Source organism: Pseudomonas syringae pv. tomato str. DC3000, assembly GCF_000007805.1.
Taxonomy (GTDB): Bacteria; Pseudomonadota; Gammaproteobacteria; order Pseudomonadales; family Pseudomonadaceae; genus Aquipseudomonas; species Aquipseudomonas avellanae.
This window is the reverse complement of record NC_004578.1, coordinates 5,708,115-5,733,195: the sequence shown is the minus strand read 5'-3', so window position 1 is coordinate 5,733,195 and position 25,081 is coordinate 5,708,115. Positions and strand designations below refer to the sequence as shown.

The following is a 25,081-nucleotide window of genomic DNA, read 5'->3' as shown; positions in this document are numbered from 1 at the left end:
AACAATCTTGGTTGGGTAACAGGCGGGCCTCGTCATGGCTGATCGTCACGATTACGTGGCCCTTGAATGGCTCAAGGGCGAGATCGCCGAAACGCTGCGGCAGGCCCGCCATGCGCTGGACGAATTCATCGAAGATCCGGCCAACGGCGCGGCGATGGCCGAGTGCCTGAACCTGGTGCATCAGGTTCACGGCAGCCTGCAAATGATCGAATTCTATGGCGCGGCGTTACTGGCCGAGGAAATCGAGCAACTGGCGCTGGCAGTTCAGCAAAATCGCGTCAGCCATCCGGTCGAGTCCGAGCAGCTTTTGATTCAGGCCATGAGCCAGTTGCCGCTGTACCTGGAGCGTATTCACTCCGCGCGCCGTGATCTGCCGCTGGTGGTTTTGCCGTTGCTCAATGACCTGCGCAGTGCGCGGGGTGAAAGCCTGCTCTCGGAAACCAGCCTGTTCGCCCCGCAACTGGTCGTCGTCCCAGCCCTTGATGAGGAAGAACTGGCGCGACGCAATACCCCGGAACTGCCAGGCCTGCTGCGCAAGCTGCGCCAGACCTTGCAGGCAGCGCTGGCGGGCCTGATGCGCGAGCAGGGCGTACAGACCCAGCTCGGTTACATGGCCAAGGTCTTCGCCCGGCTCGAGCAATTGTGCGAAGACGCGCCGCTCGGTCCGCTCTGGCGAATTTCCTCGGCGCTGGTCGAGACCATGCTCAACGGCAACTTCACCAATAGCCCGGCCCTGCGCAGCCTGTTGAAAGACGCTGACAAGGAACTCAAGCGGCTGGCCGAGCAGGGCGTGGCGGGCATCAATCAGCCTGCGCCGGAAGAATTGCTGAAAAGCCTGCTGTTCTACATCGCCAAGTCCGACAGCCTGGCGCCGAAAATGCTTGATCTCAAAGATCAGTACGCACTGGCCGACGCCTTGCCCGGCAACGACGTGGTCAATGAAGAGCGGGCGCGCATGGCCGGGCCGGACCGCGATGCCATGCGCTCGGTGATCGTGGCGTTGTGCGAAGGGCTGGTGCGGGTCAAGGAACGGCTCGATGTGTTTGTGCGCGGTGACCGCCAGCATGTCAGCGAGCTCAACGCCTTGCTGCCGCCGCTGCGACAGATCGCCGACACCTTGGCGGTGTTGGGCTTTGGCCAGCCGCGCAAGGTGATCATCGACCAGCTTTCGGTTGTTCTGGGGCTGGCGCAGGGGCAGCGCGAGCCCAGCGACGGCGCGCTGATGGATGTGGCGGGCGCGTTGTTGTACGTCGAATCGACCCTCGCAGGGATGGCCGGTAATAACGAACAGTCGAGCCGCGAAGAAAGCCGCCTGCCGACCACCGACCTGACGCAGATTCATCAACTGGTGATTCGCGAGGCCCGTAACGTCTTGCAGCAAGCCAAGGACGTGATCCTCGACTACATCGATGGCGAATGGGACCGCCAGCGGCTTGACCCGCTGTGCGCGCTGATCGTACAGGTTCGCGGTGCCCTGGCGATGATCCCGCTGGCGCGTGCGGCGAGCCTGCTGGCTGCCTGTAACGAATACATTCAGGAACACCTGCTGGTGGATGAAACCCGACCCACCGGCGTGCAGCTCGACTGTCTGGCCGACACCATTACCGGGATCGAGTACTACCTGGAGCGCATGCTCGAAGACCACGAAGCGCCTGGCGATCAAGTTCTCGACATGGCCCAGCAAAGCCTCGCGCGTCTGGGTTATACCCCCGCAGCGGATACGCTTGAAGTGCCGCTGCTCGACGAGATCATCACTCAGGACGAACTGCTGGAACTGGACGACCGCAAGGCCTTGGTCAGCCCGACGCAAACCATTGCACAAGTGCTCGCCAGCCCGATGTCGGCGGTCAACCCTCCGGCGCGCAACGTGCCCACCAGCCTGCTGCCGCCTTCGCCTGACGAAGAGGCGGTGGATGAGGAGCTGCGCGAAGTTTTTCTGGAAGAGGCCGACGAAGTCCTCGACGCGCTGCGTGAGTATCTGCCGCGCTGGTTTGCCTCGCTCGGCAGCGGCGGTCACTGGGACAGCACGGCACTGACCGAGGTGCGCCGGGCGTTTCATACCCTCAAGGGCAGCGGCCGTATGGTGCGCGCGCTGATCCTCAGTGAACTGGCTTGGTCGGTGGAAAACCTGCTCAACCGGGTGCTGGAAGGCGACGTACTTCCGGGTTTGGAAGTGCAGCAACTGATGGGTGAAGTGTTGGCGCTGCTGCCCTCGGTGATACGCGACTTCGCTGATGACGCGCAGTGCCAGCGCAACGACGTCGACCTGCTGGCGGCCCGCGCCCACGCGCTGGCCAATGGTCTTGAAGCACCTTCTTTGTCTGTTGCCGACTCGCATGCGCCAGGCGAAGTGCTGGATCCGCAGTTGCTGGAAATTTTCCGCCAGGAAGCGCTGGGGCATTTGAATACCCTCAGCCGCTTTCTCGACAACGCCGAACAGTCCGCATCGCCTTCGATCAGCGACGCGGTGCTGCGCGCACTGCACACGCTCAAAGGCAGCGCGCACATGGCTGGTGTGCTGCCGATTGCCGAACTGGCCAGCCCGCTCGACCAGTTGGTGCGAGAATACAAAGCCAACCTGATCGACATCGGCGCGCCCGAACTCGACGTGCTGCGCCGCGCCGAACCGCTGCTGCGTATGGGGCTGGAGCAGCTGGACACGACTCCGCTGGGCGAGATTGCGGGTGCGGCGCAGTTGATCGATGCTGCCTTTTCGCTGCTCAATGAGCGCCTCACGGCGGTGCTGCGTGACTCGGACAGCGGCTTGCGGATCAAGCGTAACCCCACGCTGCTGGCGGGCTTTCTGGCCGAAGGCATGGACATCGTGCTCGATGCCGAAAACCTGTTGCGGCGCTGGCGTCAGCATCCCGGTGAGCGACAGGAGCTTAGCGCGCTGCTCGATGAGCTGACCACGCTGGGGCATGGCGCGCACCTGGCCGATTTGCCGCAGGTCGATGAGCTGTGCGAGGCCTTGCTCGACTTGTATGGCGCTGTCGAAGAAAGCAGCCTGGCGGTCAGCGAGCGCTTTTTCGACGTAGCCGAACAGGCCCATGAAGCCTTGATCAATATGCTTGATCAGGTTGCGGCCGGCCAGAATGTCGAGCCACGCCCCGAGTGCGTGCGCGCCTTGAACGATCTGCTGGATCAGGCGCTGGACCCGTCGGCGACCGGGCTGGTCAAGAGCGATGGCCACCGTACCCTGAGTGTTACAGAACTCAATGCGGCCACCGAGCAACTGGCCCGTGAGGCCGTGCCGCCGGAGGTTTTCAGTCCGGACGACGAGATTGTCGAGATATTTCTGGAGGAAGCCGTCGATATCCTCGACAGCGCAGGGCAAGCCCTGCAACGCTGGCTGGCTGATCCGGAAAACCCGGCACCGTTGAGTTCGCTGCAACGCGACCTGCACACCCTCAAGGGCGGTGCGCGGATGGCCGAAGTGGTTGAAGTGGGCGACCTTGCCCACGAGCTGGAAAACCTTTACGAAGGCTTGATCGACCGACGCTTCAACCACTCACCGACGCTGGCCGAGTTGCTGCACAAGAGTCACGACCACCTGGCGATTCTGCTGGAGCAGTTGTATCAGCACGCAGCGCTCAGCGATCCCTCGGCGCTGATCGAGGCGTTGCGCGGCTGCCGCACGGTCGAGAGCGCAGTGCCCGAAGCGCCATTATCGTCCCAGGCCAGCGCAGACCTGCCTGAGCATGACACCGAGTTGCGTGAAGTCTTCCTTGAGGAAGGTTTCGACATCATCGAAAGCTCCGGCGCGGCACTGGCCCGCTGGCAGGCTGACCCGCACAACCTGCTGGAGGTCGAGAACCTGCTGCGTGACCTGCACACCCTCAAGGGTGGCGCACGGATGGTCGAAATTGCTCCGATAGGCGACCTTGCTCACGAGCTGGAAACGCTTTACGAAGGGCTTTGCGCGGGCAGCATGCAGGCTGATCCTCTGATGATCAGCCTGTTGCAAAGCGGCCACGATGTGCTGGCCGACATGCTCGATGCGGTGCGCTCTGAAAAGCCGCTGTCTGACGCAACCCTGCTGATCGAAAACATCCGCCGGCTGGCCAGCGATGGCCCGACGGGTGGGCAGTTTGTTGCGCAGGCCATCGAGTCCGGCCCGGAACCGGTTGTGGCGGTCACGCCTGTTGTTGACGGCGAGGGCGAGCGCAGTGGCCCGGAAATGGTCAAGGTGCCTGCCGAGCAACTGGAAGGCCTGGTCAATCTGGCGGGCGAAACATCCATCTTCCGGGGGCGCATTGAGCAGCAGATTATCGATTCGCAGGTCACGCTGGTAGAAATGGAAACCACCATCGAGCGGATGCGCGACCAGTTGCGTCGTCTGGATATGGAAACCCAGGGGCGCATTCTCAGCCGTGAGCAGGTTCAGGCCGAGCGGTTGGGTTACGAAGAGTTCGACCCGCTGGAAATGGACCGCCACTCTCAGTTGCAGCAGTTGTCGCGCGCCTTGTTCGAGTCTGCGTCCGACCTGATGGACCTCAAGGAAACCCTTGGCGCGCGAGCCCGCGATGCCGAAACACTGCTGTCGCAACAGGCCCGGGTCAACACCCAGTTGCAGGAAGGCCTGATGCGCACGCGCATGGTGCCGTTCGAGCGACTGGTGCCGCGTTTGCGTCGCGTGGTGCGACAGGTGGCCTCGGAACTGAACAAGAAAGTGCATTTCGAGGTCGGCAATGCCGATGGCGAGATGGACCGCAACGTGCTGGAGCGGATGGTCGCGCCACTGGAGCACATGCTGCGCAACGCCGTCGATCACGGCCTTGAAAGCACCGAAAAACGTATCGCTGCTGGCAAACCGGAACAGGGTCGCATCAACCTGGAGCTGATGTACGAAGGCGGCGACATGCTGATCGAGCTGAGCGATGACGGCTCGGGCGTCGATCTGGCGGCCGTGCGCCGCAAGGCCATCAAGCGCGGCATGATCCACCCGGACGCCGACCTGGCCGATCATGAAGTGTTGCCGTTCATTCTGCAGGCGGGGTTTTCCACCAGCGAGATCATCACCCAGATTTCCGGGCGAGGCGTGGGCATGGACGTGGTGCATGCCGAGGTCAAGCAGTTGGGCGGCTCGATGGTCATCGACTCGGTGCCTGGCAAGGGCACGCGCTTTCGTATTCGTCTGCCGATTTCGGTGTCGGTCAACCGGGCGCTGATGGTGACCTGTGGCGAAGAGCAATACGCAGTGCCGCTCAACACCGTCGATGGCATCGTGCGCGTCATGGCCAACGAGCTGGACGGTTACTACCAGACCAGCCCGCCGCGTTATCAGTACGGCGGGCGCAGTTACGAGTTGCGTTATCTGGGTGAGTTGCTGGGCAACAGCCCGCCACGGTTGGTCGGGCAATTGCAGCCGTTGCCGGTATTGCTGGTGCATTTGCAGGATCAGTGGGTGGCGGTGCAGGTCGATGCGCTGGCCGGCTCGCGGGAAATTGTGGTCAAGAGCCTTGGCGCGCAGTTTTCCAGAGTGCAGGGCATTTCCGGCGCGACCATTCTGGGTGATGGCCGTGTGGTTCTGATTCTTGATCTGATGGCGCAGCTTCGCACCTTGCAGGGCCTGCCTTTCAGAGGCTTCACGCCAGCAGCGTATAACGAGATCGAGCACGCCAGGCCATTGCTGGTGATGGTGGTGGACGATTCGGTGACGGTGCGTAAAGTGACCAGTCGGTTGCTTGAACGCCACGGCATGCATGTGCTGACCGCCAAGGACGGGATCGACGCCATGAGCCTGTTGCAGGAGCACACGCCGGACATCATGTTGCTGGATATCGAAATGCCGCGCATGGACGGCTTTGAAGTGGCCAGCCAGATCCGCCAGGACGAACAGCTCAAGGAACTGCCGATCATCATGATCACCTCACGCTCCGGCCAGAAACACCGCGACCGGGCCATGGCGCTGGGCGTCAACGAGTACCTGAGCAAGCCTTATCAGGAGAACGTGCTGCTGGAAAGCATCACTTACTGGAGTCAGGTCGATGTCTGAAGGTACGTTCCAGACCAGCCGGCTGACCAGCCTGACCGGCCTGCTGTTGCCGCTCAGCGACCGGCACTTGTTGCTGCCCAACGTCGCGGTCGCCGAGCTGATCGATTATCAGGACAGCAGCGCCGGGCCGGATGCGCCCGAGTGGTATCTGGGTGTGATCAGCTGGCGCGAACTGAGCCTGCCGCTGCTCAGCTTCGAAGCCGCTTGCGGCGGCCGAACACGCGTAGGAGGGCGTGCGCGAATCGTGGTGCTCAACGCGCTGGGCGGGCGCAACGGCGTCAGGTTCATCGCTTTGCTGACCCAAGGCATCCCGCGCTCGTGCAAGGTCGACAGCCAACTCAGCTACGTTGACGTCCCGCTGGCCGAACTGGAACTGGCCGCCGTGCAGATCGGCGAAACCGTCGCACGCATCCCCGACCTGGAAGGGCTGGAGCAGTGGCTGGTGAATGCTGGGCTTGCGTAGATAAAGCGGACGCAGAGCGTCCAGGCCTGCATGCGACGCAGAGCGTCGCACGATAGGTAATCAGCGGCACGGTAGTTGAGATTATCGTTACTCACGCTGAAGCGCGGTAATGCCGTGAGTGACGCTCCGCGTCCAGACCTGCATGCGACGCAGAGCGTCGCACGATAAGTAATCAGCGGCACGGTAGTTGAGATTATCGTTCCTCACGCTCCAGCGTGGGAATGCCGTGAGTGACGCTCCGCGTCACAGATCTGCGCCGCCCTCCAGGCCTCACGACGAGCAACTGATCTCAAGGTGCTTGCCCCAGTCCGGTGGACGTTGCGCGTAGCCTTCCATGCCGGGTTGTTCGGTGAAGGGGGTGCAGAGCACTTGGTGCAGGCGGCGGACTTCTTCGTAATCGCCTTTTTCGGCCGCTTCGATGGCATTTTGCGCGAGGTAGTTGCGCAGGATGTACAGCGGATTGACCGCGTGCATCCGCTCTTTGCGCGCCTGCTCGGTGCCGTTTTCCTCAGCCGCGATGCGTGCCTGATAGGCCTGTGCCCAGTCATCGAAGACTTTGATGTCCACGAAGTCATCACGTAACGCGCGCAGCGCTTGTGCGGCAGGTTGATCGCCCAGACGGCGGAAGAACAGGGTGTAATCCACGCCGCTGTTCTGCATCAGTTGCAGCAGTTGGCTGACCAGCTTGTCGTCCTGATCCTGCGCAACCGTCAGGCCCAACCGACGACGCATCAGGTCCAGATAGTGCGCCTGGTACAGCGGCAGAAACAGGCCAATCGTCTCGCGCAACGCTTCCACACTGACAAACGGCGTCAATGCCTGCCCCAGCGCGCTAAGGTTCCACTGCGCGATGGGCACCTGATTGCTGAAGGAGTAACGGCCTTCATGATCGGAGTGGTTGCAGATGAAGTGCTCGTCGAAATCATCCAGAAACGCAAACGGCCCGAAGTCGAAGGTAATGCCCAGAATCGACATGTTGTCGGTGTTCATCACGCCGTGGCAGAAACCATAGGCCTGCCACTTGGCGATCAGCTCGGCATTGCGCTCGACGATTTCCCGGAACATCGCCAGATAGGGCTCGGGCTGCTCCTGACAGTGTGGGTAATGCATTGTCAGTACATGCTCGGCCAGCGTCTTCAAGTGCTCTGGCTGCTTGGTGTAGAACAGGTATTCAAGGCTGCCGAAACGCACGTGGCTCTGTGCCAGACGCAGCACCATCGCCGCATATTCCTGTTTCTCCCGCCATACTGGCGTGTTGGAACTGACCACACACGCGGCGCGACTGCTGGGGATGCCCAGCGCATGCAGCGCCTCGGAAGCCAGAAACTCGCGAATCGAAGACCTCAGCACCGCACGCCCATCGCCCATCCGCGAATAGGGCGTGCGGCCAGCACCTTTGAGGTGCAAGTCCCAATGCTCGCCGGCGTCGTTGTAAACCTCGCCCAGCAACAGCCCACGCCCGTCGCCCAGGCGCGGGTTGTAGGAGCCGAACTGATGGCCGGAATAAACCATCGCCCGTGGCTCTGCTTCGGCCCACAGCTTGTGACCGCTGAAAATTTCTGCGAACAGCGGCAGTTCAGACTGCTCAGGGGCCAGATCCAGCAGCGCCAGGGCTGATTCGCTGGCGACCACCAAGCGCGGCGCGTCGATAGGCTCGGGCAATACGTGGGTGGAAAACGCATCACCCAGGCGGGCAAAGCGGTTGTCGAAAACGAGTTCGTCGAGTGCTTTCAAAGCGTGTCGCCTCCAGAGGAGAATTTCAGGCGTGCAACAGAGCGGCGGCCTGTGTGGCTCGTCGGGCGGGTTTCAGCGATCAGAACCCGTAGACCCCAAGCCATCAACGGTAGTTCTGGCAATCGGCAGTCAGGCCTGACTGCCGGTTCGGTTGCGCTGGAAAGCGGCCAGAATCGTACGTTCCGATTGCACCAGGTAGTCTTCGAGCATGCGCGTTGCCTCATCGGTCTTGCCAGCGTCGAGACAGCCGAGCACGGCGGCGTTCATGTCCAGATAAGGCGAGTGAAGCAATTCAGGATTGTTCAGCAAACCGAAGGCCAGGCGCAATTCTGCCGAGATCTGCCCATAAAACGCCGTCAGACGCGGGCTGTCAGCCAGCTCGACGATCGCCTTGTGGAACATCATGTTGGCCGTGCCGACCGCCACCCAGTCGCTTGCTTCACGCGCCTGGACTCCCGCCTCGACCGCTTCGCGCATGTGCCGCACGCCCGGATGCTGCGGATAAGCCTGGGCAATCGCCGTGCATTCGATAAAACGGCGCACGCGATAGATGTCGATGATCGACGCCATGTCCGGCTCGGCCACGGTCACGCCACGATTAGGCTCATGAGTGAGCAAGCCTTCACGGGTCAGCACTCTGAACGCTTCTCTCAAGGTGTTTCGGGAGATCTGCAGGCTGTCCGCCAGCGCCGCTTCCGAGAGGCGCTGACCGGGGACCAGCTCGCCTTCCACCAGCATTCTGCGCAGCTCCTTGGTGATGGATTCTCCAAGTGTGCGGGGCAGGGTGGGAGCAGCGTTGTTCATAAAGAGTCCATAGAGAAATTGCCCTGCCGATATTCCACGAGAGCTTGATGGCTGGCAAGGAGCAGGGCTCACATGGAGCCTCACTCGTTCGGTCAGGCTTTGGTAATGACCTGGATGAAGCCCGATTAATACTCAGCTATACGCCAGCGCTCTGGTAGATCAGGCGTTGAGCGGCACGGCAACACACAGATACCACCTCCAAAAAGCACGCCGCAATTGCGGGTCGCCATCATCAGATAACTTGCTCGCGAACGCCAAACCGCCCGCAAACGCTGATGCGACAAGTTTTCTATACTCTATAAACCTTATGATGCCATAGGGGGGGAGGTAGTTGACCTCGTATCAACGAGAGTTATTCAAACTAGTAGGCTGAGGCGAGTTATGAAATTTAATTCTGCGCTAGAATATATAAATCACGCATCATTGCTGGCGCCGCCAGAGGTGTATATGGATATCGAAAAGCTTAAACAGAAAACGCAAAAGCTACGTGAGGCCATTGAAGATTTAGAAAAATCAGATCGCGTTGTTGAAAAACTTCGAATTGAGATAGAACCCCTGATGACGCTAGCCGAATCTGGCATGATACCGGTGAAGCTGCAGTGGAGAGATATTCCAGGGCGTTACCTTTTTACAGAAGAGAGCTTGCAACAATATCCCCTTCTTGAGCACGCTTTCGCAGAGTTCAGAATTGAGCTGACCGGTGGAGAGACTCCTTTGTTGCGTAAATTGAAAAGTGAAATGGGTGGGGAATGAGTTGACTATCATTGTCAGCAAAGTTTTGCTCTGTACTAATGGTTTTCGACCAAGCTAACGGACGCGATATTGAACGGGCGTAAATATGAATATTCAAGCTTTGAAAGTTTTACGCCAATCGCTCTAGAAATCTCTACCAATGAAGGCTGTGATGCCTGCTTTCTCGGTTGCTCAAATTCCTACCCAATGGGGCCTGTACAGCCATGAAGTCCCAAAGAAAATGCATGGAAAAAATCATACACGCCATCAAGTGCATCAACGAAGCTATCAACCTGGCCGATCCAAACGTGCTGGCATTCACCACAGTAAGCCAGCTCGAGCATTTCAAACAGAAACTTCAAGTCGTTCTAGACTTGATTGCGCAAAATGATCTCCCAGAAAAACAGAATCGCGATCTGGGTATCTCAAGAGTCATCGTCGACCAATGGCCCTATGACTCGAAGCTCGGCGTGATCATTGTTGAAGCTGAACAAGCCTTCAAGGGGCTATAGCCGTTCAGCTTGTAGACCGAGAACAACCGACAGCCACCCAAACCGCCGGTCACTCCCCATTCAGCCTCAGTCCAGCCTCAACTCCGGCGGCTCTGGCGCATCTTTGGTTGCCGGGGCTACTTTGGTGTTTACCGGTTGCAGCGTGGTTTGCCCAGCCGGTGCGCCGTGCTTTTCGCCTGGTTCGGCGGGCACCAGTTTGTATTCCAGGCCCTGGGTGTTTTTGAGGTAGATCTCCATCTGGCGGAACGAGATGTTGATGTGCTGTTTCTTGAACTCGCGGTTGATGAAGCGGTTGATCTCGTCGAGTACCGGGTTGCGGTCGCCCAGGTCGCGAACGTGCATGCGCAGTTCGTGGTCGAGGGTGCTTTCGCCGAAGTTCAGGAAGTAGACAATGGGCTCTGGCTCCTTGAGCACCCGAGGGTTTTCCCGTGCGGCTTGCAGCAGCAGGGAGCGCACGAGGTCCAGGTCCGAGCCGTAATCCACACCCAGCTTGAGCGTTACGCGGGTGACGGTGTCAGTCAGTGACCAGTTGATGAGCTGGCCGGTGATGAAGGTCTTGTTCGGGACGATAATGTCCTTGCGGTCGAAGTCGGTGATGGTCGTGGCGCGGATGCGGATCTTGCTGACCGTACCCGACAGGGCGCCGATGGTGATGGTGTCGCCGATCCGTACCGGGCGCTCGAAGAGGATCATGATGCCGGAAATGAAGTTGGCGAAGATCTCCTGCATGCCGAACCCCAGGCCCACCGACAGCGCTGCGACCAGCCACTGCAGCTTGTCCCAGCTCACGCCTAATGTGGACAGCGTGGTCACAAAGCCGATGCCGGCGATGGTGTAGGAGAGCAGCGTGGTGGTCGCATAGGCGCTGCCTTGCGCCAGGTTCATGCGTGACAGAACCAGCACCTCGAGCAAGCCGGGCAGGTTGCCCGCCAGCACAAAGGTAATGACGATGATGACCCCGGCACCGAGGAAGTCGCTCAGGCTGATCGGCACCATGCTCATGTTGGCGCCTGTGCCGCTTGTGTATTCGTAGAGGATGATGTTGTCCAGGTAGGCGAACACCGTGATCAGCTCGGCCCAGACCAGGTACAACGCGCCGACGAAACCAGCCAGCAAGGCCAGACGAATCAGGCGCAGCGACTGCTGGTTGACCTGTTCGATGTCCAGTTTCGGTTCTTCGACGGGGATGTCGCTGTCACCGTTTTCTCGCGCAGCCTGACGTTTGGCCAGCGCACGCTGGTAGGCCAGTCGCCGCGCGGCAACGCCCAGACCACGAACGAAGGTGGCCTCGACCATCAGCCAGATCATCATCAGGTACAGCGTGTCGATCAGACGGTCGCTGAGCTTGAGTGCGGTGTAGTAGTAGCCGAAGCACACCGCCAGAAACAGCGCGACCGGCAATGCCGTGAACGCCACACCCAGCGTCTTGCGGAACAGCGACGCGTTGTGGTGCGTAGGGCTGGAGAGCAGCAATCGGCCCAGCAGCCAGGTCATCAGCGCGTAACAGGTCAGCACCACGCCGATACCCAGCACGTCGTCGGCCAGCGCGGCCGGTTGATGCTCGGCGACCGCCACCACGGCGACCAGCGCCAGCACCACCAACCCCAGGCGACGAACCCAGCCGCGCAAGAACGCGACCTGCGCCGGTTCCCAGCGAAAGTGCAGTTGCGCAACGCCGGACGGGGCCAGCACGCGGTAGGCGGTGTAGAACACTAGCCAGGCCAGCGCGATCTGCAGCAAGGCCTCGCCAAGGTTGGCGTTTTGCCCGCGCGCATCGATTTGCAAGGCGTAGCCGCACAGCGCCAGCCCCAATGCGACCGGCATGGCCAGCAGCACGTTGATCAGCAGCGCCAACGGGGTTTTCCACTGACTGTCGCGTTTGAAGTGGCCGATGTCGGCGTGCAGCCGGTTGAGCTTCTGGTAAAGCGCCTTGCGCCTCCAGGTCAGTACACCGATCAGCAGTAACAATGGCAGAAACAGCAGCGGGCGTTGTGTCAAGCCGTCCGACAGCTCGCTGAGGCTGGACGTCCAGGGCAGGGTCGCGACCTGTTTTTGCAGGCGCGGCCAGATGTTCTGGAACCACTCCAGATCCAGCGGCTTGTTGCTGGGGATCCAGAACATCTGCTCGTCCAGCGTGGAGCGCAGGCCGACGGCGGTACTGGTCAACTGCTTCTGGTTCAATTGCAGCGTGATGGACTCGTTGAGCAACGCGCTCAGCTCGCGGTTCAGGCGTTCGAGCAGGTCGCTGCGGGTGATGGCCAGATCAAGCAGCGTCCTGCGCAGTTGCGGGGTGATATTTTCCGGGGGCTGGGTGGCGAGCAGTCGTTCGACGTAAGCGGTCGGTGTGCTCATCTGCTCGCGTTGCTGATTGATGTCGAACTGATAAAGGCGGATGTTGGCGATTTCGTCAGCCAGGCCTTTGTCCAGTTCCAGGTGCGGCAACGACTGTTTTTGCTTGTAGAGAATCTTGGACAGCAGCAGGCTGCCGCTCAGCACGTTGATCTGCTCGCTGAGGGCTTGATCGGTCTGCGTCAGGTTGTCCAGTTGCTGCTTGGTCTTGAGGTTTTGCTGGGTCAGCTCGTTGAGACGGTCGGTGCCGCGCAGCAGGTAATCGGACAGCTTGAGGTTGGCGGCGCTCTCGGTCGCCAGGAGGCTGCTGCCACCGGATTTCTGCGCTTCCAGAGACAGGTCCGCCACGGTTTTCTGCGACTGGGCTCGGCGCTTGTCGTTGATCAGGGTTTGCAGGTCCTGAATTTCCTGCTCCTGGCGGGCGACTTTTTCGGTCAGCAAGTCGTGCTGGCTGTTGCCCAGGTCCTGTAACTGGCTGTTGCCGGCCAGTTCCTGACGGCGCAGCAGGTTCAGCGCGTTGATCGAGGCCAGTTCCGCATTGAGCAGATTGCGCTGATCGGCACTCAGGGTCTTGCCGTTGTCTTTGCCATTCTTGAGGATGGCATTGATCTGCTGGATGCGTGTCTGATTGGCGCTGATTTCAGTCTGCGCCCGCTCCGGCCGGGTTTGCGCGGTGATGGCCAGGCTGTTGGCGTCGTTAAGCTCGCTTTGCAGATCACTTTGCTGGGTGCTGCGCTGGCTGAGCAGTTGCTCCAGTTGCGGCACATCGAGGCCACCGTAGCGCTGTGCAACGGCAACGACTTTGCTTTCTTTCAACCGGGCCAGCTCGCGCTGGTTGTCCGAGGTCTGTTTTGGCGCTTGAGCCAGCTGCTGCTTGAGCGCGGTCAGCTTTTGCTCGCTGTCGTCTTTGCTGTTGAGAAACGCCAGCGTCTGCTCAAGCACCTGCTGCAAGGCCTTCTGATCGGCATCCGGCAGCTTGCGGTCGGCAATCTTGTCGAGGCTTTGCTGCACGGCATCGCGGGTGGGCGGCTCGGCGGCCAGCGCCGGGAAGATAGACAGGCAAAGCGCAAACAGTGCGGCAGCACAAATGGAACGCAGGGAAAACATAGACACCGGTCGCATGATGATACGTGTGGATTGGCAGTTTAAAGGAACAGTCCGGGGCCCGGGCGGGTTCCTTCGGGGAATTTGACGCCGACTTTCTGGATCTTGTTCCCGTCCATCACGGCAACGGTCCAAATAGTGCCGTTCCATTCAATCTGGTCACCCACCACAGGCTCGCCGCGATTCTTTTGCACAATGAACTGGCTGAGCGGCATGCCGGGGTCGATGCCGTCGAGTTTCAGGCCGTACAGCGCCGCCACTTCGCCCAGTCGCGCATCGCCTTCGAGCACGAAATCGCCGAAAAAGCGCAGGTCCAGACCGCGTTGCGGTGCCTGGCTGAACAGTTTGCCCAGCGCAGGAAGATCGTGTTCATGGCCGATCACACACAGCAGGTCACCCACTTCCAGGGTCGTACTGCCGGACGGGTGAAGCAACTGCTGGCCGCGGAACAGTGCGGCAATCCGTGTGCCTTCCGGCATCTTCAATTCGCGCAGCGCCGCACCGATGCACCATTTTTCAGCGCCCAGCCGGTAGACGAACAGCTCCCATTCGCTGGTGACGTGCACCTCCAGCGCAGCCCGGGAAATAGGCGCGGGGTCTGGCGGAACCGTCACTTTCAGCAGCTTGGCCATCCACGGCAGGCTGGTGCCTTGCAGCAGCAGCGAAACCAGCACGATGAAGAAGGCGAGGTTGAAATACAGTTGCGCGTTGGGCAGCCCGGCCATCAGCGGGAACACTGCCAGAATGATCGGGACCGCCCCACGCAGGCCGACCCAGGCAATGAACGCCTTTTCGCGACCATGAAACGCCTTGAACGGCAGCAGACCGACCATCACCGACAACGGGCGTGCGACCAGAATCATCCACAGCGCCAGGCCCAGCGCCGGTATCGCAATCGGCAGCAGGTCGTGCGGTGTGACCAGCAGGCCCAACACCAGAAACATGCCGATCTGCGCCAGCCAGGCCATGCCGTCGAGCATGTGCAGAATGCCGTGGCGGCTGCGGATCGGCCGGTTGCCGAGCACCAGGCCGCACAGGTACACCGCAAGAAAACCGCTGCCATGAATGGCGTTGGTCAGGGCAAAGATCGCCAGCCCCCCCGCGATGACCAGAATCGGGTACAGCCCGGCGGCCAGATTGATACGGTTGACCAGTTGCAGCAGGATCCAGCCGCCACCCAGGCCGATGAAGCTGCCGATGCCAAACTCCTGAATCAGGTGCCCCAGCAGCCCCCAATGCAGACCGGTCTGGCCGCTGGCGAGCATGCCGATCAGGGTCACGGTCAAGAACACCGCCATGGGATCGTTGCTCCCCGACTCGATCTCAAGGCTTGCGGTGACACGCTCGTTCAGGCCTTTGCCGCCGAGCAGCGAGAACACCGCTGCGGCGTCTGTGGAACCGACAATGGCGCCGATCAGCAAGCCCTGAATAACGCTCAGGTTGAACAGCCACGCGGCGACCATGCCGGTCAATACGGTGGTAATCAACACGCCCACCGTTGCCAGCGACAAGGCCGGCCACAGCGCTACCCGAAAACTGGCCACCCGCGTTCGCAGGCCGCCGTCGAGCAGGATGACGGCCAACGCGAGATTGCCGACCAGGTAGGCGGTAGCGTAGTTATCGAAGATGATCCCGCCGCCATCCACGCCCGCCACCATGCCCACGGCCAGAATGATGACCAGGATAGGGATGCCGAGGCGCGATGAGAGAGAACTGACCAGGATGCTTGCGGCTACCAGCAACGCGCCGATCAGGAACAGGCTGTTGATGGTGGTGGCGTCCAAGGGCGGTACTCCATAGAAAACGAAAGTGAAGCGAAAAGCGCGAAAGCTGACCATGCAGTCCGCGTGCCAAGGGATTTAACCTGTTGAATTGCTTGGCTGTCAAAGTGCAATTTCGAGCAGTTGACGCGGATCCTGCGCTGCAGGGCACACGACTCGTTGCAATTCGGCGACCAACACAGATCTATATACCGCAAGCCAAGCCTTGTAGCGGCCTATTGTCGGCGCTCCAGCCATCAAGAAGGTTTTCATCATGGACGATGAATTTGTAGCAAATCAGAATGCCGGAAATCCGTTCGGCGATGACCAGGATTCGGACGCAGCGTTCTGGGAACGAGTATCCGAAGACTTTTCGGTCAGCGATTACTTCCGCCTCAACCCGATCAACCTGCAGTCACCTGCTGCCCTTGCTGCGCGGGATGTGGCACAGGAATGCCAGTCAAAGTGGGGTATCGAGATCGATCCGGACGACACTTTGATCACCACGCTGTATATCGAAGACCCGAAGCTCTACCCCGCACCTCACCGCGCCAATGTCGCTCACTCGATGACGCTGACCGAGGCGCTGCTGCGCAACTGGCAGCAAAAGGGCAATGGTGACTGGTTTGATCACCTCGGGCATTTGCAGCCCCATCACGAGGGCGGTCTCGACTGTCAGGTCGTGGATGAAAAACTGCCGCCCTATGACTGCGTCGCTTATGAGGCGGTGTACCGGAAATCCGATCCGCAGCACTACGATTCGACGACGCAACTGCGCCTGACGGCCGAGGCGTTCAAGCAGTACATCTGGGATCACAACCTGCAAGCCGGCTATCTCGCCTACCTGAAACAGTTCTGGCAGGCGCACGCAGACGACTACAACCTGATGCTCAAGGCCGGTCTGTTCAGGGCGGCCTGGCTGCAAGCCGAGGAAAACACGCTCAAGGCCGAGCACAAGGACATGGTGCTGGAGGCGCTCGGGCTGCCCGCTGATCAGGGTTGGAAACAGCTGAGTTTCGACGCTTTTGTCGCCGCGCCGATTTCTACTCGGGTGACGATTTCCGAATTGCAGGTGCATGGCTACAGCGCGGTCGACATCATGGTCATACGCAGTGCCGATTCGCCGACCGTGCTGCTCTACATCCCCGGCAACTCGTCACCGATTCACACCTTCGCCAACGCTGATGCGCTCAAGGAGTGGGTCGCGCTGATGTGCAAAGATCCAGGCAAGCGCCGTTCGTTCGAGGCGCATTTCAGCGCTACGGATGATGTTGATGGTTTTTTCTACAGCGGCGTTGCCACTGCCCTGAAAGGCTTTGCGGTCTACCCGAAACTGCTGGACGCCGCGACCGGCGCATGGAACCCCCGCAAGCTGGTGCAGTTCGGCGAACCGTTGCAGCCTTGGCCGTTCTCGCACTTCAAGGATCGGATCAAGGCAAAGTCCGAAACCGATGCGCTGCAAAAAATCCGCAACCACGACGACTACTGGAAAGAGGAAGTCAGTGGTGGCTTGAGCGAGTGCGTGTCTGTCCTGGGCGGCGTCGCCATCGTCTTTCCTGAACTGATTCCGGTCATCGCGGGGCTGTCTCTTGCGCTGGTCGGGCTGGGCGTCGACGCGGCGGTCAATGGCCGCACGCTGGACGAGCGCCAGGCGGGGCTTGGGCGGATTGCCTTCGGGGTATTGAACGCATTGCCGATCCTTGCCGAGGAGGGCGCTGCGGTCGAGGCGGGCGCCGAAATCGGGCTGATTGACGAGGCGGGAGACGGTTACGAGGTTTCAGGCACAACCGCTCCGATCGACCCTGCTGTCGAGGTCGAGCCGATTCCGGTGTTCAGGGAAGAACCACCGGCCTTGCGTTCGCTCGATGCCAAAATGCGCCGTCTGTTGCGCGCGCTCGAAGTGACTCAAGACTTGCCAGGGCTGGCGTCGGGTGAAGTGGCGGGTGTCTATCCGCTGGAAGGCAAAAGCTACATAGAGTTGCATGATCGTGCTTTCCGGGTGGAGTGGGTGCCGCAGGAAAGACAGTACCGAATTCGCTCTGCCTCGGACCCTCGTGTGTGGGGACCCTATGTGAAGACTATCGACACCGGCTACTGGGACCTGGACCTCAAACTGGGGTTGCGCGGCGGGGAAAGCTTCGATGGTTCGCAGCTGCCGCCGGCCAGTGAGGCAGAAAGCGCCATGCTGCCTGTTGTGCCTGACGAGCCAGCCGTTGAGATTCAGCGCTGGGGCCCCAAGGTGCAGGTCGAGTTGCCTCTGGATCAGATCATGATCGAGGAGGTACAGAGCCAGGCAAAAGGGACGGTTGTAGAGAAGTACTTCATTCAGATCGGAGGGATCAGGAAGAACGTCTATTACGATGCCGATATTCCGTGCTGGCGCACTGATCCGTCTTCAAACGGACTGGTCTGGCTGGACCGAAACGGGGTCTGGAATAGCGGGTCGGAGAATGCATTCAGGAAGGAAGAGGCAAAACTGCCACAGAGCCGCCGCTTTGAGATCTATTCTTTCCCTCGCGTGCCCAGGTTGCCTGCAGATGCCGAGCCCATCAGCCGTGTGATTCATCATATATGGCTGGGCGAACGAATGCCGGGCGATAACCTGCTGGAAAAGATGCTCGACAACATGCGCACCAGCCCGGACTTGCGCTTCGAACTGCATATCGATATCAACCACCCGACGGCGCATCAGCAGTTGCTGGATTACTTCAGCGCACATCCTCAGATGCAGATTTCCATGCTCAAGGAAGAAGCGTTCTTTCCCAAGTTCCTGAGTGGCGAAAATGGCGAAGCCTTCAACTATTTCATGCACTCGGATAATCGTAATTATGCGGCCGCTTCGGACATTCTGCGTTATCGACTGATCAACGAATACGGCGGCATTTATCTTGATTGCGATGACACCCTTGATGTCCCTTTTGCAGGCATTCCGTTGAAGGCCGGGCCCAATGATGTATTGCTGGGCAGGCGTCTGGATGCGCAGCAACTGAGCTACACCGGGCCGGGTAACAGCCATTTCGCCAGCCACCCGGACAACCCTGTCCTGAAGAGGATCCTGAAAGAAATAAATACACGCTTCCAGAATGAAAAACAGACCAACAAGGCGTTTTTCAGTACGCGCAGACCCTTTATCGACCACAGCAGTGAAGCATTGCGTAGCGCCTCGAGAGACCGAATGACACCGTACATGACGCGCATTTCCGACCTGACCGGTCCTAAGCTCATGTCAGACGTCTTGAGAAAGCTGCGACCTGACTATTTTGATCTGCTGGAGCGTTCCTATTTGCCGGTCGATGAGGTCTTGTCCGTGTTGTACATCGAACACCTGAACGAGGCCGTGGACTTTTATTTTCCATTCAAGGGCAGGGCGAAAATTTCCCCGGGCTCCGAGAATGGTTGGTAAGGCTTCAGTGTTTGCAGCGGCTCATCGGCTGGGCCGCTGCATGCATTCAACGTCAGCTGAAGGATATAGATAGTTAGCGCCACCAACGCACTGATGAATGATTACGTGCATGACTTCTCTCATTCAGGAAGAAGTCATGTCATCCCAACCCCCGGCAACACCTAAAACTGATCAGCAACTGCTGCGTGAACGCGCGCGGCAGTTTGTTCTCGATTATCCCGACCTGCACGATCTGGCTTATAACGCAGCCACCAGGATCATGCTTCAGCACACGCAAAAGGTGTTCAACCCTGACAAGGTGTACTGGCATCGTTTCAGTAGCGCCAGCAGCAGCCCGCGCACCTTTACCGGCTGGCAGCATGCCGGGAAGCCAGTGCAGTCGATGACGTTGATCGAGCTGCTTATGAAGCACTTCAGTGCCCACGACCAGGAAGCCAGCGACGAGCTCTCCCTGTACGGCGGTTTCTATACCGATGGCCCGGATCACGAGTTTTTCGACGAGCGCAATGAGGTGCCCATGCTGCCTCAGGATGTGCTCAAGGACATGTGGACGCTCGATTTCAGCGGGCTGTACACCCGGCGTATGGAGCGGTTCTGGAGCCTGCACAGCGAGAATTTTTGCACCTTGGCCAAGGCACGCTATCTGGTTGCAGCCAGTCACTGCCTGCGCAAGGGCCAGCTTTCAGCCGATGATTTCAAGCGCGTCACGTGCGTTGTCATCGCCGACCCTTTGCAGACGCCTACGCTGAAGGCGTTGCAGGGCCCGCTTTCTGCAACTCCCGGCGTCACGGTACATACGCTGGATATCGATGGCATCAAGGCCCATGACATGCTGCGTATCGTCACCGCCGCTGGCCGCGAGATCATCTACTGGCCCGATGCCGAGCAGCCGTTCATGGCGTTCCATAGCGAACGTGCGGTGTACCGCTGGCTCAAGGCCCGGTTCATGGACGAGCGCACCGACAAAGCGATAACACGTCAGTTTCTGCGTGGTGAGGCGTCCCGGACAAAGGACGGTGCGCAGTTTTTTCGCGCGGTGAGCCAGTTACTCGCGCATGACTGGCGTGCGGACGTCCGACTCGTCAACCTGGCGCAGGCACCTATTGCGGGTGATCCCTTCGCGTACCTGCGAGACGTCGCCCGACAGGGGATGACCGCTGATGCGCGTGAGCTGCTGACCTCCAATGCGGATCTGCGCAAACAGATGTGGATCGGCTACCTGGGCGCATTCATGCAGGCGTTTGGCGGGCTTGCGCCGTTGGGCTGGCCGATCGCCTTGACGCTGGTTGGCGCAAGTCTCGCCAATACCGGTTTGAACATCGATCAGGCGGTCAATGGCAAGACCGCTGCGCAGCGCAAGGCGGGCGTGCTGGGCGCGATCATCAACATCATTTATCTGCTGTTCAATCTGCCGTTGTTGATGTCCATACGCGCCGTCCCCCAGCCTGTGCCGGTGGCCGCAGTCGGAGGGCTGCCGATCTCCAGCGAGGTACTGGAAGGCAGCAGCGCGCCGGCCCATCCACTGGACAATATGGAAGGTAACTTGCTGCTCGACAGCCTGACGCCTTCCGCCGCAGAGGGCAGGTTTCGCGGCATTTACACGCTGGTTAATGGCGAAACCTGGATCAAGCTTGCGCACCTGCCCTATCGCGTGATGTTCAATGAACAGCAGCAATGCTGGTTTATCGTCAACCCGGACAACCCGTTTGCATTCGCAGGCAGCAAGCCGGTGCGTCTGAGTACCGACGGGGAGTGGGCGTTACTTGACTCGCCCGGTCTGCAGGGCGGTGCCCCGATGGATGTGCCGGTGCCGTCAAGCAGCGCATCCGCCGCGACGGGCAAGCCTTATATGACCGTGCGCTCGGCCTTTTGGGACAGGTATCTGCAAACGGACCTGTTCAATGAACAGCACTATGCCGAAGTGGCATTGGCCCGGCAGAAGGACGTGATGATGATTTGGGAGCCAGGCCCTGAAGAGGCCCCTGTGTCTGACTCATCACCCGACGGCGACGAGGTGTACAAAGACCCTTGGCATGGCAAACATCGGGTTTTCAAGCTCGGTGAGGACGACTATTACGGCAGAAATATCATGCTCTATACCCAGGATGACGCTGAATTCAATCAGTTCCTGCGTACGGGCGAGGGCAAAAGGGCCAATCAGGTGCAATTCATCGAACGACTGGCCGATGACATTCAGGTGGTGGGGTACAACAATGATGTCGAGTTGTACCGCGGCGGCAGTGGTGATCGAGGGACCTCGGGTGCCGTGTTCCGCAGCGGGCAGATCAAGGTCGGTGATGTGCTGGTCAATACCGATGTCACTTCGTTCAGCGAAAACCCTTATGTGGTCAGCGCCTTCGCCAGCAGTCGGGCCGGGGCGCCCATTAACGCAACGATTGGGCCGGTAACGTTCGATGACACCTCAGTGGTCTTCGTTTTGCCCAAGGGCCGATACTTGAGGGCCACACCGATTGCGCCGTTTTCAGCCTCGCCGGAGGAGGCCGAATCGATCTTTTTGCCCGGCTGCTACTTTCGGATCGACAGCATCGAGGAAGTAAGCGGCGAGTTCTATCGCATCATGAAAATCCAGCTGCAGGAGGTCGATCGGCCAGTTCAGGGACGGGCGCTTTACGACATGCGCACGGGCGAACCCTTCACTCGGGAGCAGTACGCGCTCAAGCTAGGCGCAGACGCCAAGGGACTGGTCGACCGTTTTTTTCCGCAAAAACCGCTGACTGACCTGTTCAGCCCTCACTGATCAAGCGCTAGCCAGGTTTTCATCAGAACCAGTCATCGCGCATTGCCAGACAGGTGTCATCGCGGTTTTCCAGAATCGCCAGTTCATGATGGCAGCCCGGTACTTCCCACGTCAGGAAATACCGGGCTGCTTTCAACTTGCCCTGGTAAAAATCACTGTCCGCCGAATTACCTTTGCCCAGGCCTTCCTCGGCGCGGATTGCCTGTTCCAGCCAGCGCCAGCCGATTACCGTGTGACCGAATGCCTTGAGGTACAGCGCCGAGTTGGCCAGTGTGCTGGTGATCCTGCCTTGCGCCAGATCGCCCAGCAGCCCCAGAGTGACAGCCTGCAAGCGAGCAACCAATTGTTCCAGAGGCTGGCGCAGTTTAACGAGTGACTCGTGAGCCTGCGCGCGCTCGCAGGTGTTGGCGATCAGGCGCAGCAGTTGCTTGAGGGCGGTGCCACCGTTCTGCGCGAGCTTGCGCCCGAGCAGGTCCAGTGACTGGATGCCGTGAGTGCCTTCATGAATCGGATTGAGCCGGTTGTCGCGGTAGTACTGCTCAACGGGATACTCGCGGGTGTAACCATGACCGCCGAGCACCTGAATCGCCAGTTCATTGGCCTTCAGGCAGAACTCCGAAGGCCAGGATTTGACGACGGGGGTCAGCAAGTCCAGCAGCTCATGGGCGTGCTTGCGCACGTCTTCGGTTTCCCCGGTCTGGGTGTCGTCGAACAGCCGTGAGGCATACAGGCACAGGTCGAATGCGCCCTCTACGTAAGCCTTCTGGGTCAGCAACATGCGCCGCACGTCAGCGTGCTGAATGATCGGCACGGGCGCGCTCTCGGGGCTTTTGCTGTCGGGCAGGCGACCCTGAGGTCGATCCCGGGCGTAATCCAGCGCATACAGATAACCGGAGTAGCCCAACATGACAGCGCCCAGGCCAACGCCGATACGCGCTTCGTTCATCATCTGGAACATGTAACTCAAACCGTGATGCGGCTTGCCAACCAGATAGCCGACACATTCACCGTTATCGCCGAAATTCAGCGCTGTAGAGGTAGTGCCTTTCCAGCCCATCTTGTGAAACAGCCCGGCAAGCAGCACATCATTGCGCTTGCCTAGGCTGCCGTCGTCGTTGACCAGAAACTTGGGCACGATGAACAGTGAGATGCCTTTGACGCCACCTGGCGCATCCGGCAGTTTCGCCAGCACCAGGTGCACGATATTTTCCGACAGCGAATGATCGCCCCCGGAAATGAATATCTTGTTGCCACGCAGCCGATACGTACCGTCATCTGCCAGTTCGGCGCGTGTGCGGATGTCTGACAATGATGAACCCGCATGGGGCTCGGTCAGCGCCATCGTGCCGAAAAAGCGCCCCTCGATCATCGGTTGCAGAAAACGTTGTTTGTGCTCGTCACTGCCAAAACTTTCGATCAGGTTGGCGGCGCCCATGGTCAGAAACGGATAGGACGTGGTCCCGACGTTGGCGGCCTGAAAGTGGGCAAAGCAGGCTTGCGACAGCAGGGTAGGCAATTGCATGCCACCTGCGTGGAAATCACGCGATGCGTTGAGAAAGCCCGCCGCAATAAACGCATCCACCGCAGGCTTGACCTCCGGGATCAGAATCGCCTCGCCATGTTCATAGCGCGGTTCGTTTTCGTCGGCCTTGCGGTTGTGCGGTGCAAAGTACTTTTCCGCGATGACGCGCGCTGTCCCCAGGGCTGCGTCAAAGGTTTCCCGCGAGTGCTCGGCAAAGCGCTCGCGACCCGTCAGACCTTCGGCGTCCAGCACTTCATACAGCTCGAAAGCCAGGTTTCGGGAACTGAGCAGCGACTCGGACATGATGGCGTACCTGTTCTTGGAATAGGCTCAGTCTAGGTTGCGTCGCGGGAAGAGGGTAGCAAGATTGATGAGGGTGATAGGCGAGCGTCGGAGAGAGGTATTGCTGTGAATAAAAACGGCACGCCGACACGGAGCGTCGCACGATAGTTGAGATTATCGTTCCTCACGCTCTGGTGTGACCCCCGAAGGTTGGATGCAACCTTTGGAGGCGTCATGGGTAAATACACAGAGCAGGCAAAACTCGCAGCCGTGAAAGAGTATTGTGCCGGCAAGGCAGGTTTGAGGGATGTTGCGCATCGCCACGATGTGGACTTTTCCTGCCTTCGTCAGTGGGTCGCGGCTTATCAGATCCACGGCCCAGCCGCTCTTAAAGAGAAAAGGCGGCAGCGTTACAGTGACGAATTCAAGCTGGCTGTTTTGAAGCGCATGCATGATGAGCGATTATCACTGCGCCAGACAGCGGCCTTGTTCGATATCCGTCAGTTCGGCATCATCAATCTATGGCAGCGCCTTTTTGACGAAGGTGCCCTTAACGCATCCTCAAAGCCCCCTAAGAAAGCTGGACGCCCAAGAAAGATGACGACGCCCCTTCCCCCTGTGAACTCCTCTCCGATCAACGATGAATCGCGCTCGCGTGACGAGTTGCTTGCCGAGGTGAAGCAACTGCGGATGGAGGTCGATTATCTAAAAAAGCTCGATGCCTTGGTTCAGAAGAAGCAACGAATAGCGCAGCAGAAAAAGCGCAAATCGTGATGGAACTGAGGCCTTTGCATTCTCTGGACGGCCTGCTGAAGTTTGCCGGTCTGGCACGCAGCACTTTTTACTATCAACAAAAGGTACTGCTGGCAGATGACAAATACGCCGGGCTGAAAGACCTGATTCAGGCAACTTTCTACGAGCACAAGGGCCGGTATGGCTATCGTCGCATCACGGCAGCTTTGCGCAGGGCGGGCCATCTTGTGAACCACAAGACGGTGCAGAAACTAATGGGGCAGCTAGGCCTGAAGAGCCTGATACGCGTGAAGAAATACCGTTCCTACAAAGGCGAAACAGGCAAGGCCGCGCCTAACCTGCTAAAGCGTGATTTCAAAGCGCAATACCTTAACCAGAAATGGGCCACCGACGTGACCGAATTCAAAGTAGGAGGCCAGAAACTCTATCTGTCGCCGATCATGGATCTGTACAGCGGCGAAATCATTTCCTATGCGATTGCCAGGCGCCCGCTGTACTCCATGGTCGACGAAATGCTTGAAGGAGCATTTAAGCGGCTTGGACCGCATGAAAAGCCGATTTTGCATTCCGACCAGGGCTGGCAATATCGGATGCCTATTTACCAGCGACTGCTCAATGAGAATTCGATCACAGCCAGCATGTCGCGCAAGGGTAACTGCTACGACAACGCGGCTATTGAGAGTTTTTTTAGCACGCTGAAATTCGAATTTTTCTACCTGAACAAATTTAACGATCTGGATGAGCTTCAAGCGGGTATCGAAGAGTACATTGAGTATTACAATCACTCACGCATAAAACTGAAGCTTAACGGCCTGAGTCCTGTGGAATACAGAATGCAGGCCGCCAAGGCAGCGTAGGTGGATAATTGTCCAACCTTCGGGGGTCACACCACTCCAGCGTGGGAATG

At 59.3% G+C, this 25,081-nt stretch carries 12 protein-coding genes and 1 pseudogene; 7 read left to right on the top strand and 6 right to left on the bottom strand.

Annotated elements, in window-relative coordinates; translation table 11 throughout:
* The first annotated feature begins 34 nt into the window (after positions 1-34).
* Both PSPTO_RS26020 and PSPTO_RS26015 read left to right on the top strand, forming a co-directional pair.
* A complete protein-coding gene (locus PSPTO_RS26020) occupies positions 35-5,998 on the top strand; it encodes an Hpt domain-containing protein (RefSeq protein ID WP_011105280.1) in 5,964 nt (1,987 codons plus the stop codon).
* Complete coding sequence (locus tag PSPTO_RS26015; protein ID WP_005769407.1) at positions 5,991-6,461, top strand: chemotaxis protein CheW; 471 nt, start codon at positions 5,991-5,993, stop codon at positions 6,459-6,461. Before PSPTO_RS26020 ends, PSPTO_RS26015 begins: the two co-directional genes overlap by 8 nt.
* Positions 6,462-6,731: 270 nt before the next feature.
* Here PSPTO_RS26015 and selO read toward each other — a convergent pair whose 3' ends face one another.
* The 3 genes and pseudogenes from selO to PSPTO_RS25995 all read right to left on the bottom strand — a co-directional run.
* A complete protein-coding gene (gene selO / locus PSPTO_RS26005) occupies positions 6,732-8,195 on the bottom strand; it encodes a protein adenylyltransferase SelO (RefSeq protein ID WP_011105279.1) in 1,464 nt (487 codons plus the stop codon).
* Positions 8,196-8,324: 129 nt separating this feature from the next.
* Positions 8,325-8,999, bottom strand: coding sequence for a GntR family transcriptional regulator (locus tag PSPTO_RS26000; RefSeq protein WP_011105278.1), 675 nt, complete (start codon positions 8,997-8,999; stop codon positions 8,325-8,327).
* Between the two features lie 159 nt (positions 9,000-9,158).
* Positions 9,159-9,284, bottom strand: a pseudogene (locus PSPTO_RS25995) (Imm5 family immunity protein); the annotation flags it as partial.
* Between the two features lie 162 nt (positions 9,285-9,446).
* Between PSPTO_RS25995 and PSPTO_RS25990 the strand changes: the two are divergent.
* Positions 9,447-9,752 (top strand): hypothetical protein, encoded by a 306-nt coding sequence (locus PSPTO_RS25990; protein WP_046463898.1) that lies wholly within the window; start codon positions 9,447-9,449, stop codon positions 9,750-9,752.
* 224 nt (positions 9,753-9,976) lie between these two features.
* Positions 9,977-10,243 (top strand): hypothetical protein, encoded by a 267-nt coding sequence (locus PSPTO_RS25985; protein WP_024668007.1) that lies wholly within the window; start codon positions 9,977-9,979, stop codon positions 10,241-10,243.
* A gap of 66 nt (positions 10,244-10,309) precedes the next feature.
* Here the strand turns inward: PSPTO_RS25985 and mscK are convergent, their stop codons facing one another.
* Positions 10,310-13,699, bottom strand: a complete 3,390-nt coding sequence (gene mscK / locus PSPTO_RS25980) for a mechanosensitive channel MscK (RefSeq protein WP_046463895.1) — start codon at positions 13,697-13,699, stop codon at positions 10,310-10,312.
* Positions 13,700-13,737: 38 nt separating this feature from the next.
* Entirely contained in the window at positions 13,738-15,480 is a 1,743-nt protein-coding gene (locus tag PSPTO_RS25975; RefSeq protein WP_005771787.1) for a potassium/proton antiporter, read from the bottom strand.
* Between the two features lie 250 nt (positions 15,481-15,730).
* Between PSPTO_RS25975 and PSPTO_RS25970 the strand changes: the two genes are divergently transcribed.
* A complete protein-coding gene (locus PSPTO_RS25970) occupies positions 15,731-18,859 on the top strand; it encodes a dermonecrotic toxin domain-containing protein (protein WP_011105274.1) in 3,129 nt (1,042 codons plus the stop codon).
* Between the two features lie 136 nt (positions 18,860-18,995).
* Positions 18,996-21,617 (top strand): dermonecrotic toxin domain-containing protein, encoded by a 2,622-nt coding sequence (locus tag PSPTO_RS25965; RefSeq protein ID WP_011105273.1) that lies wholly within the window; start codon positions 18,996-18,998, stop codon positions 21,615-21,617.
* A 22-nt stretch (positions 21,618-21,639) separates the two neighbouring features.
* On the opposite strand, the gene PSPTO_RS25960 is transcribed toward PSPTO_RS25965, so the two are convergent.
* Positions 21,640-23,442: an acyl-CoA dehydrogenase gene (locus tag PSPTO_RS25960; protein WP_011105272.1), complete on the bottom strand. Its 1,803-nt coding sequence runs from the start codon at positions 23,440-23,442 to the stop codon at positions 21,640-21,642.
* Positions 23,443-23,655: 213 nt separating this feature from the next.
* Between PSPTO_RS25960 and PSPTO_RS25955 the strand changes: the two genes are divergently transcribed.
* Positions 23,656-25,031, top strand: a protein-coding gene (locus PSPTO_RS25955; RefSeq protein WP_086005074.1) for an IS3-like element ISPsy9 family transposase whose coding sequence is annotated in 2 segments (ribosomal slippage) — positions 23,656-24,127 and positions 24,127-25,031 — 1,377 coding nt in all. Because the reading frame shifts where the segments join, the coding sequence is not laid out codon by codon here.
* Positions 25,032-25,081 lie beyond the last annotated feature (50 nt).

Coding starts and splice junctions, on each gene's coding strand:
- PSPTO_RS26020 (WP_011105280.1), top strand. CDS start 35: ATGGCTGATCGTCACGATTACGTGGCCCTTGAATGGCTCAAGGGCGAG.
- PSPTO_RS25965 (WP_011105273.1), top strand. CDS start 18,996: ATGTCATCCCAACCCCCGGCAACACCTAAAACTGATCAGCAACTGCTG.
- mscK (WP_046463895.1), bottom strand. CDS start 13,699: ATGTTTTCCCTGCGTTCCATTTGTGCTGCCGCACTGTTTGCGCTTTGC.
- PSPTO_RS25970 (WP_011105274.1), top strand. CDS start 15,731: ATGGACGATGAATTTGTAGCAAATCAGAATGCCGGAAATCCGTTCGGC.
- PSPTO_RS26015 (WP_005769407.1), top strand. CDS start 5,991: ATGTCTGAAGGTACGTTCCAGACCAGCCGGCTGACCAGCCTGACCGGC.
- PSPTO_RS25985 (WP_024668007.1), top strand. CDS start 9,977: ATGGAAAAAATCATACACGCCATCAAGTGCATCAACGAAGCTATCAAC.
- PSPTO_RS25990 (WP_046463898.1), top strand. CDS start 9,447: ATGGATATCGAAAAGCTTAAACAGAAAACGCAAAAGCTACGTGAGGCC.
- PSPTO_RS26000 (WP_011105278.1), bottom strand. CDS start 8,999: ATGAACAACGCTGCTCCCACCCTGCCCCGCACACTTGGAGAATCCATC.
- PSPTO_RS25960 (WP_011105272.1), bottom strand. CDS start 23,442: ATGTCCGAGTCGCTGCTCAGTTCCCGAAACCTGGCTTTCGAGCTGTAT.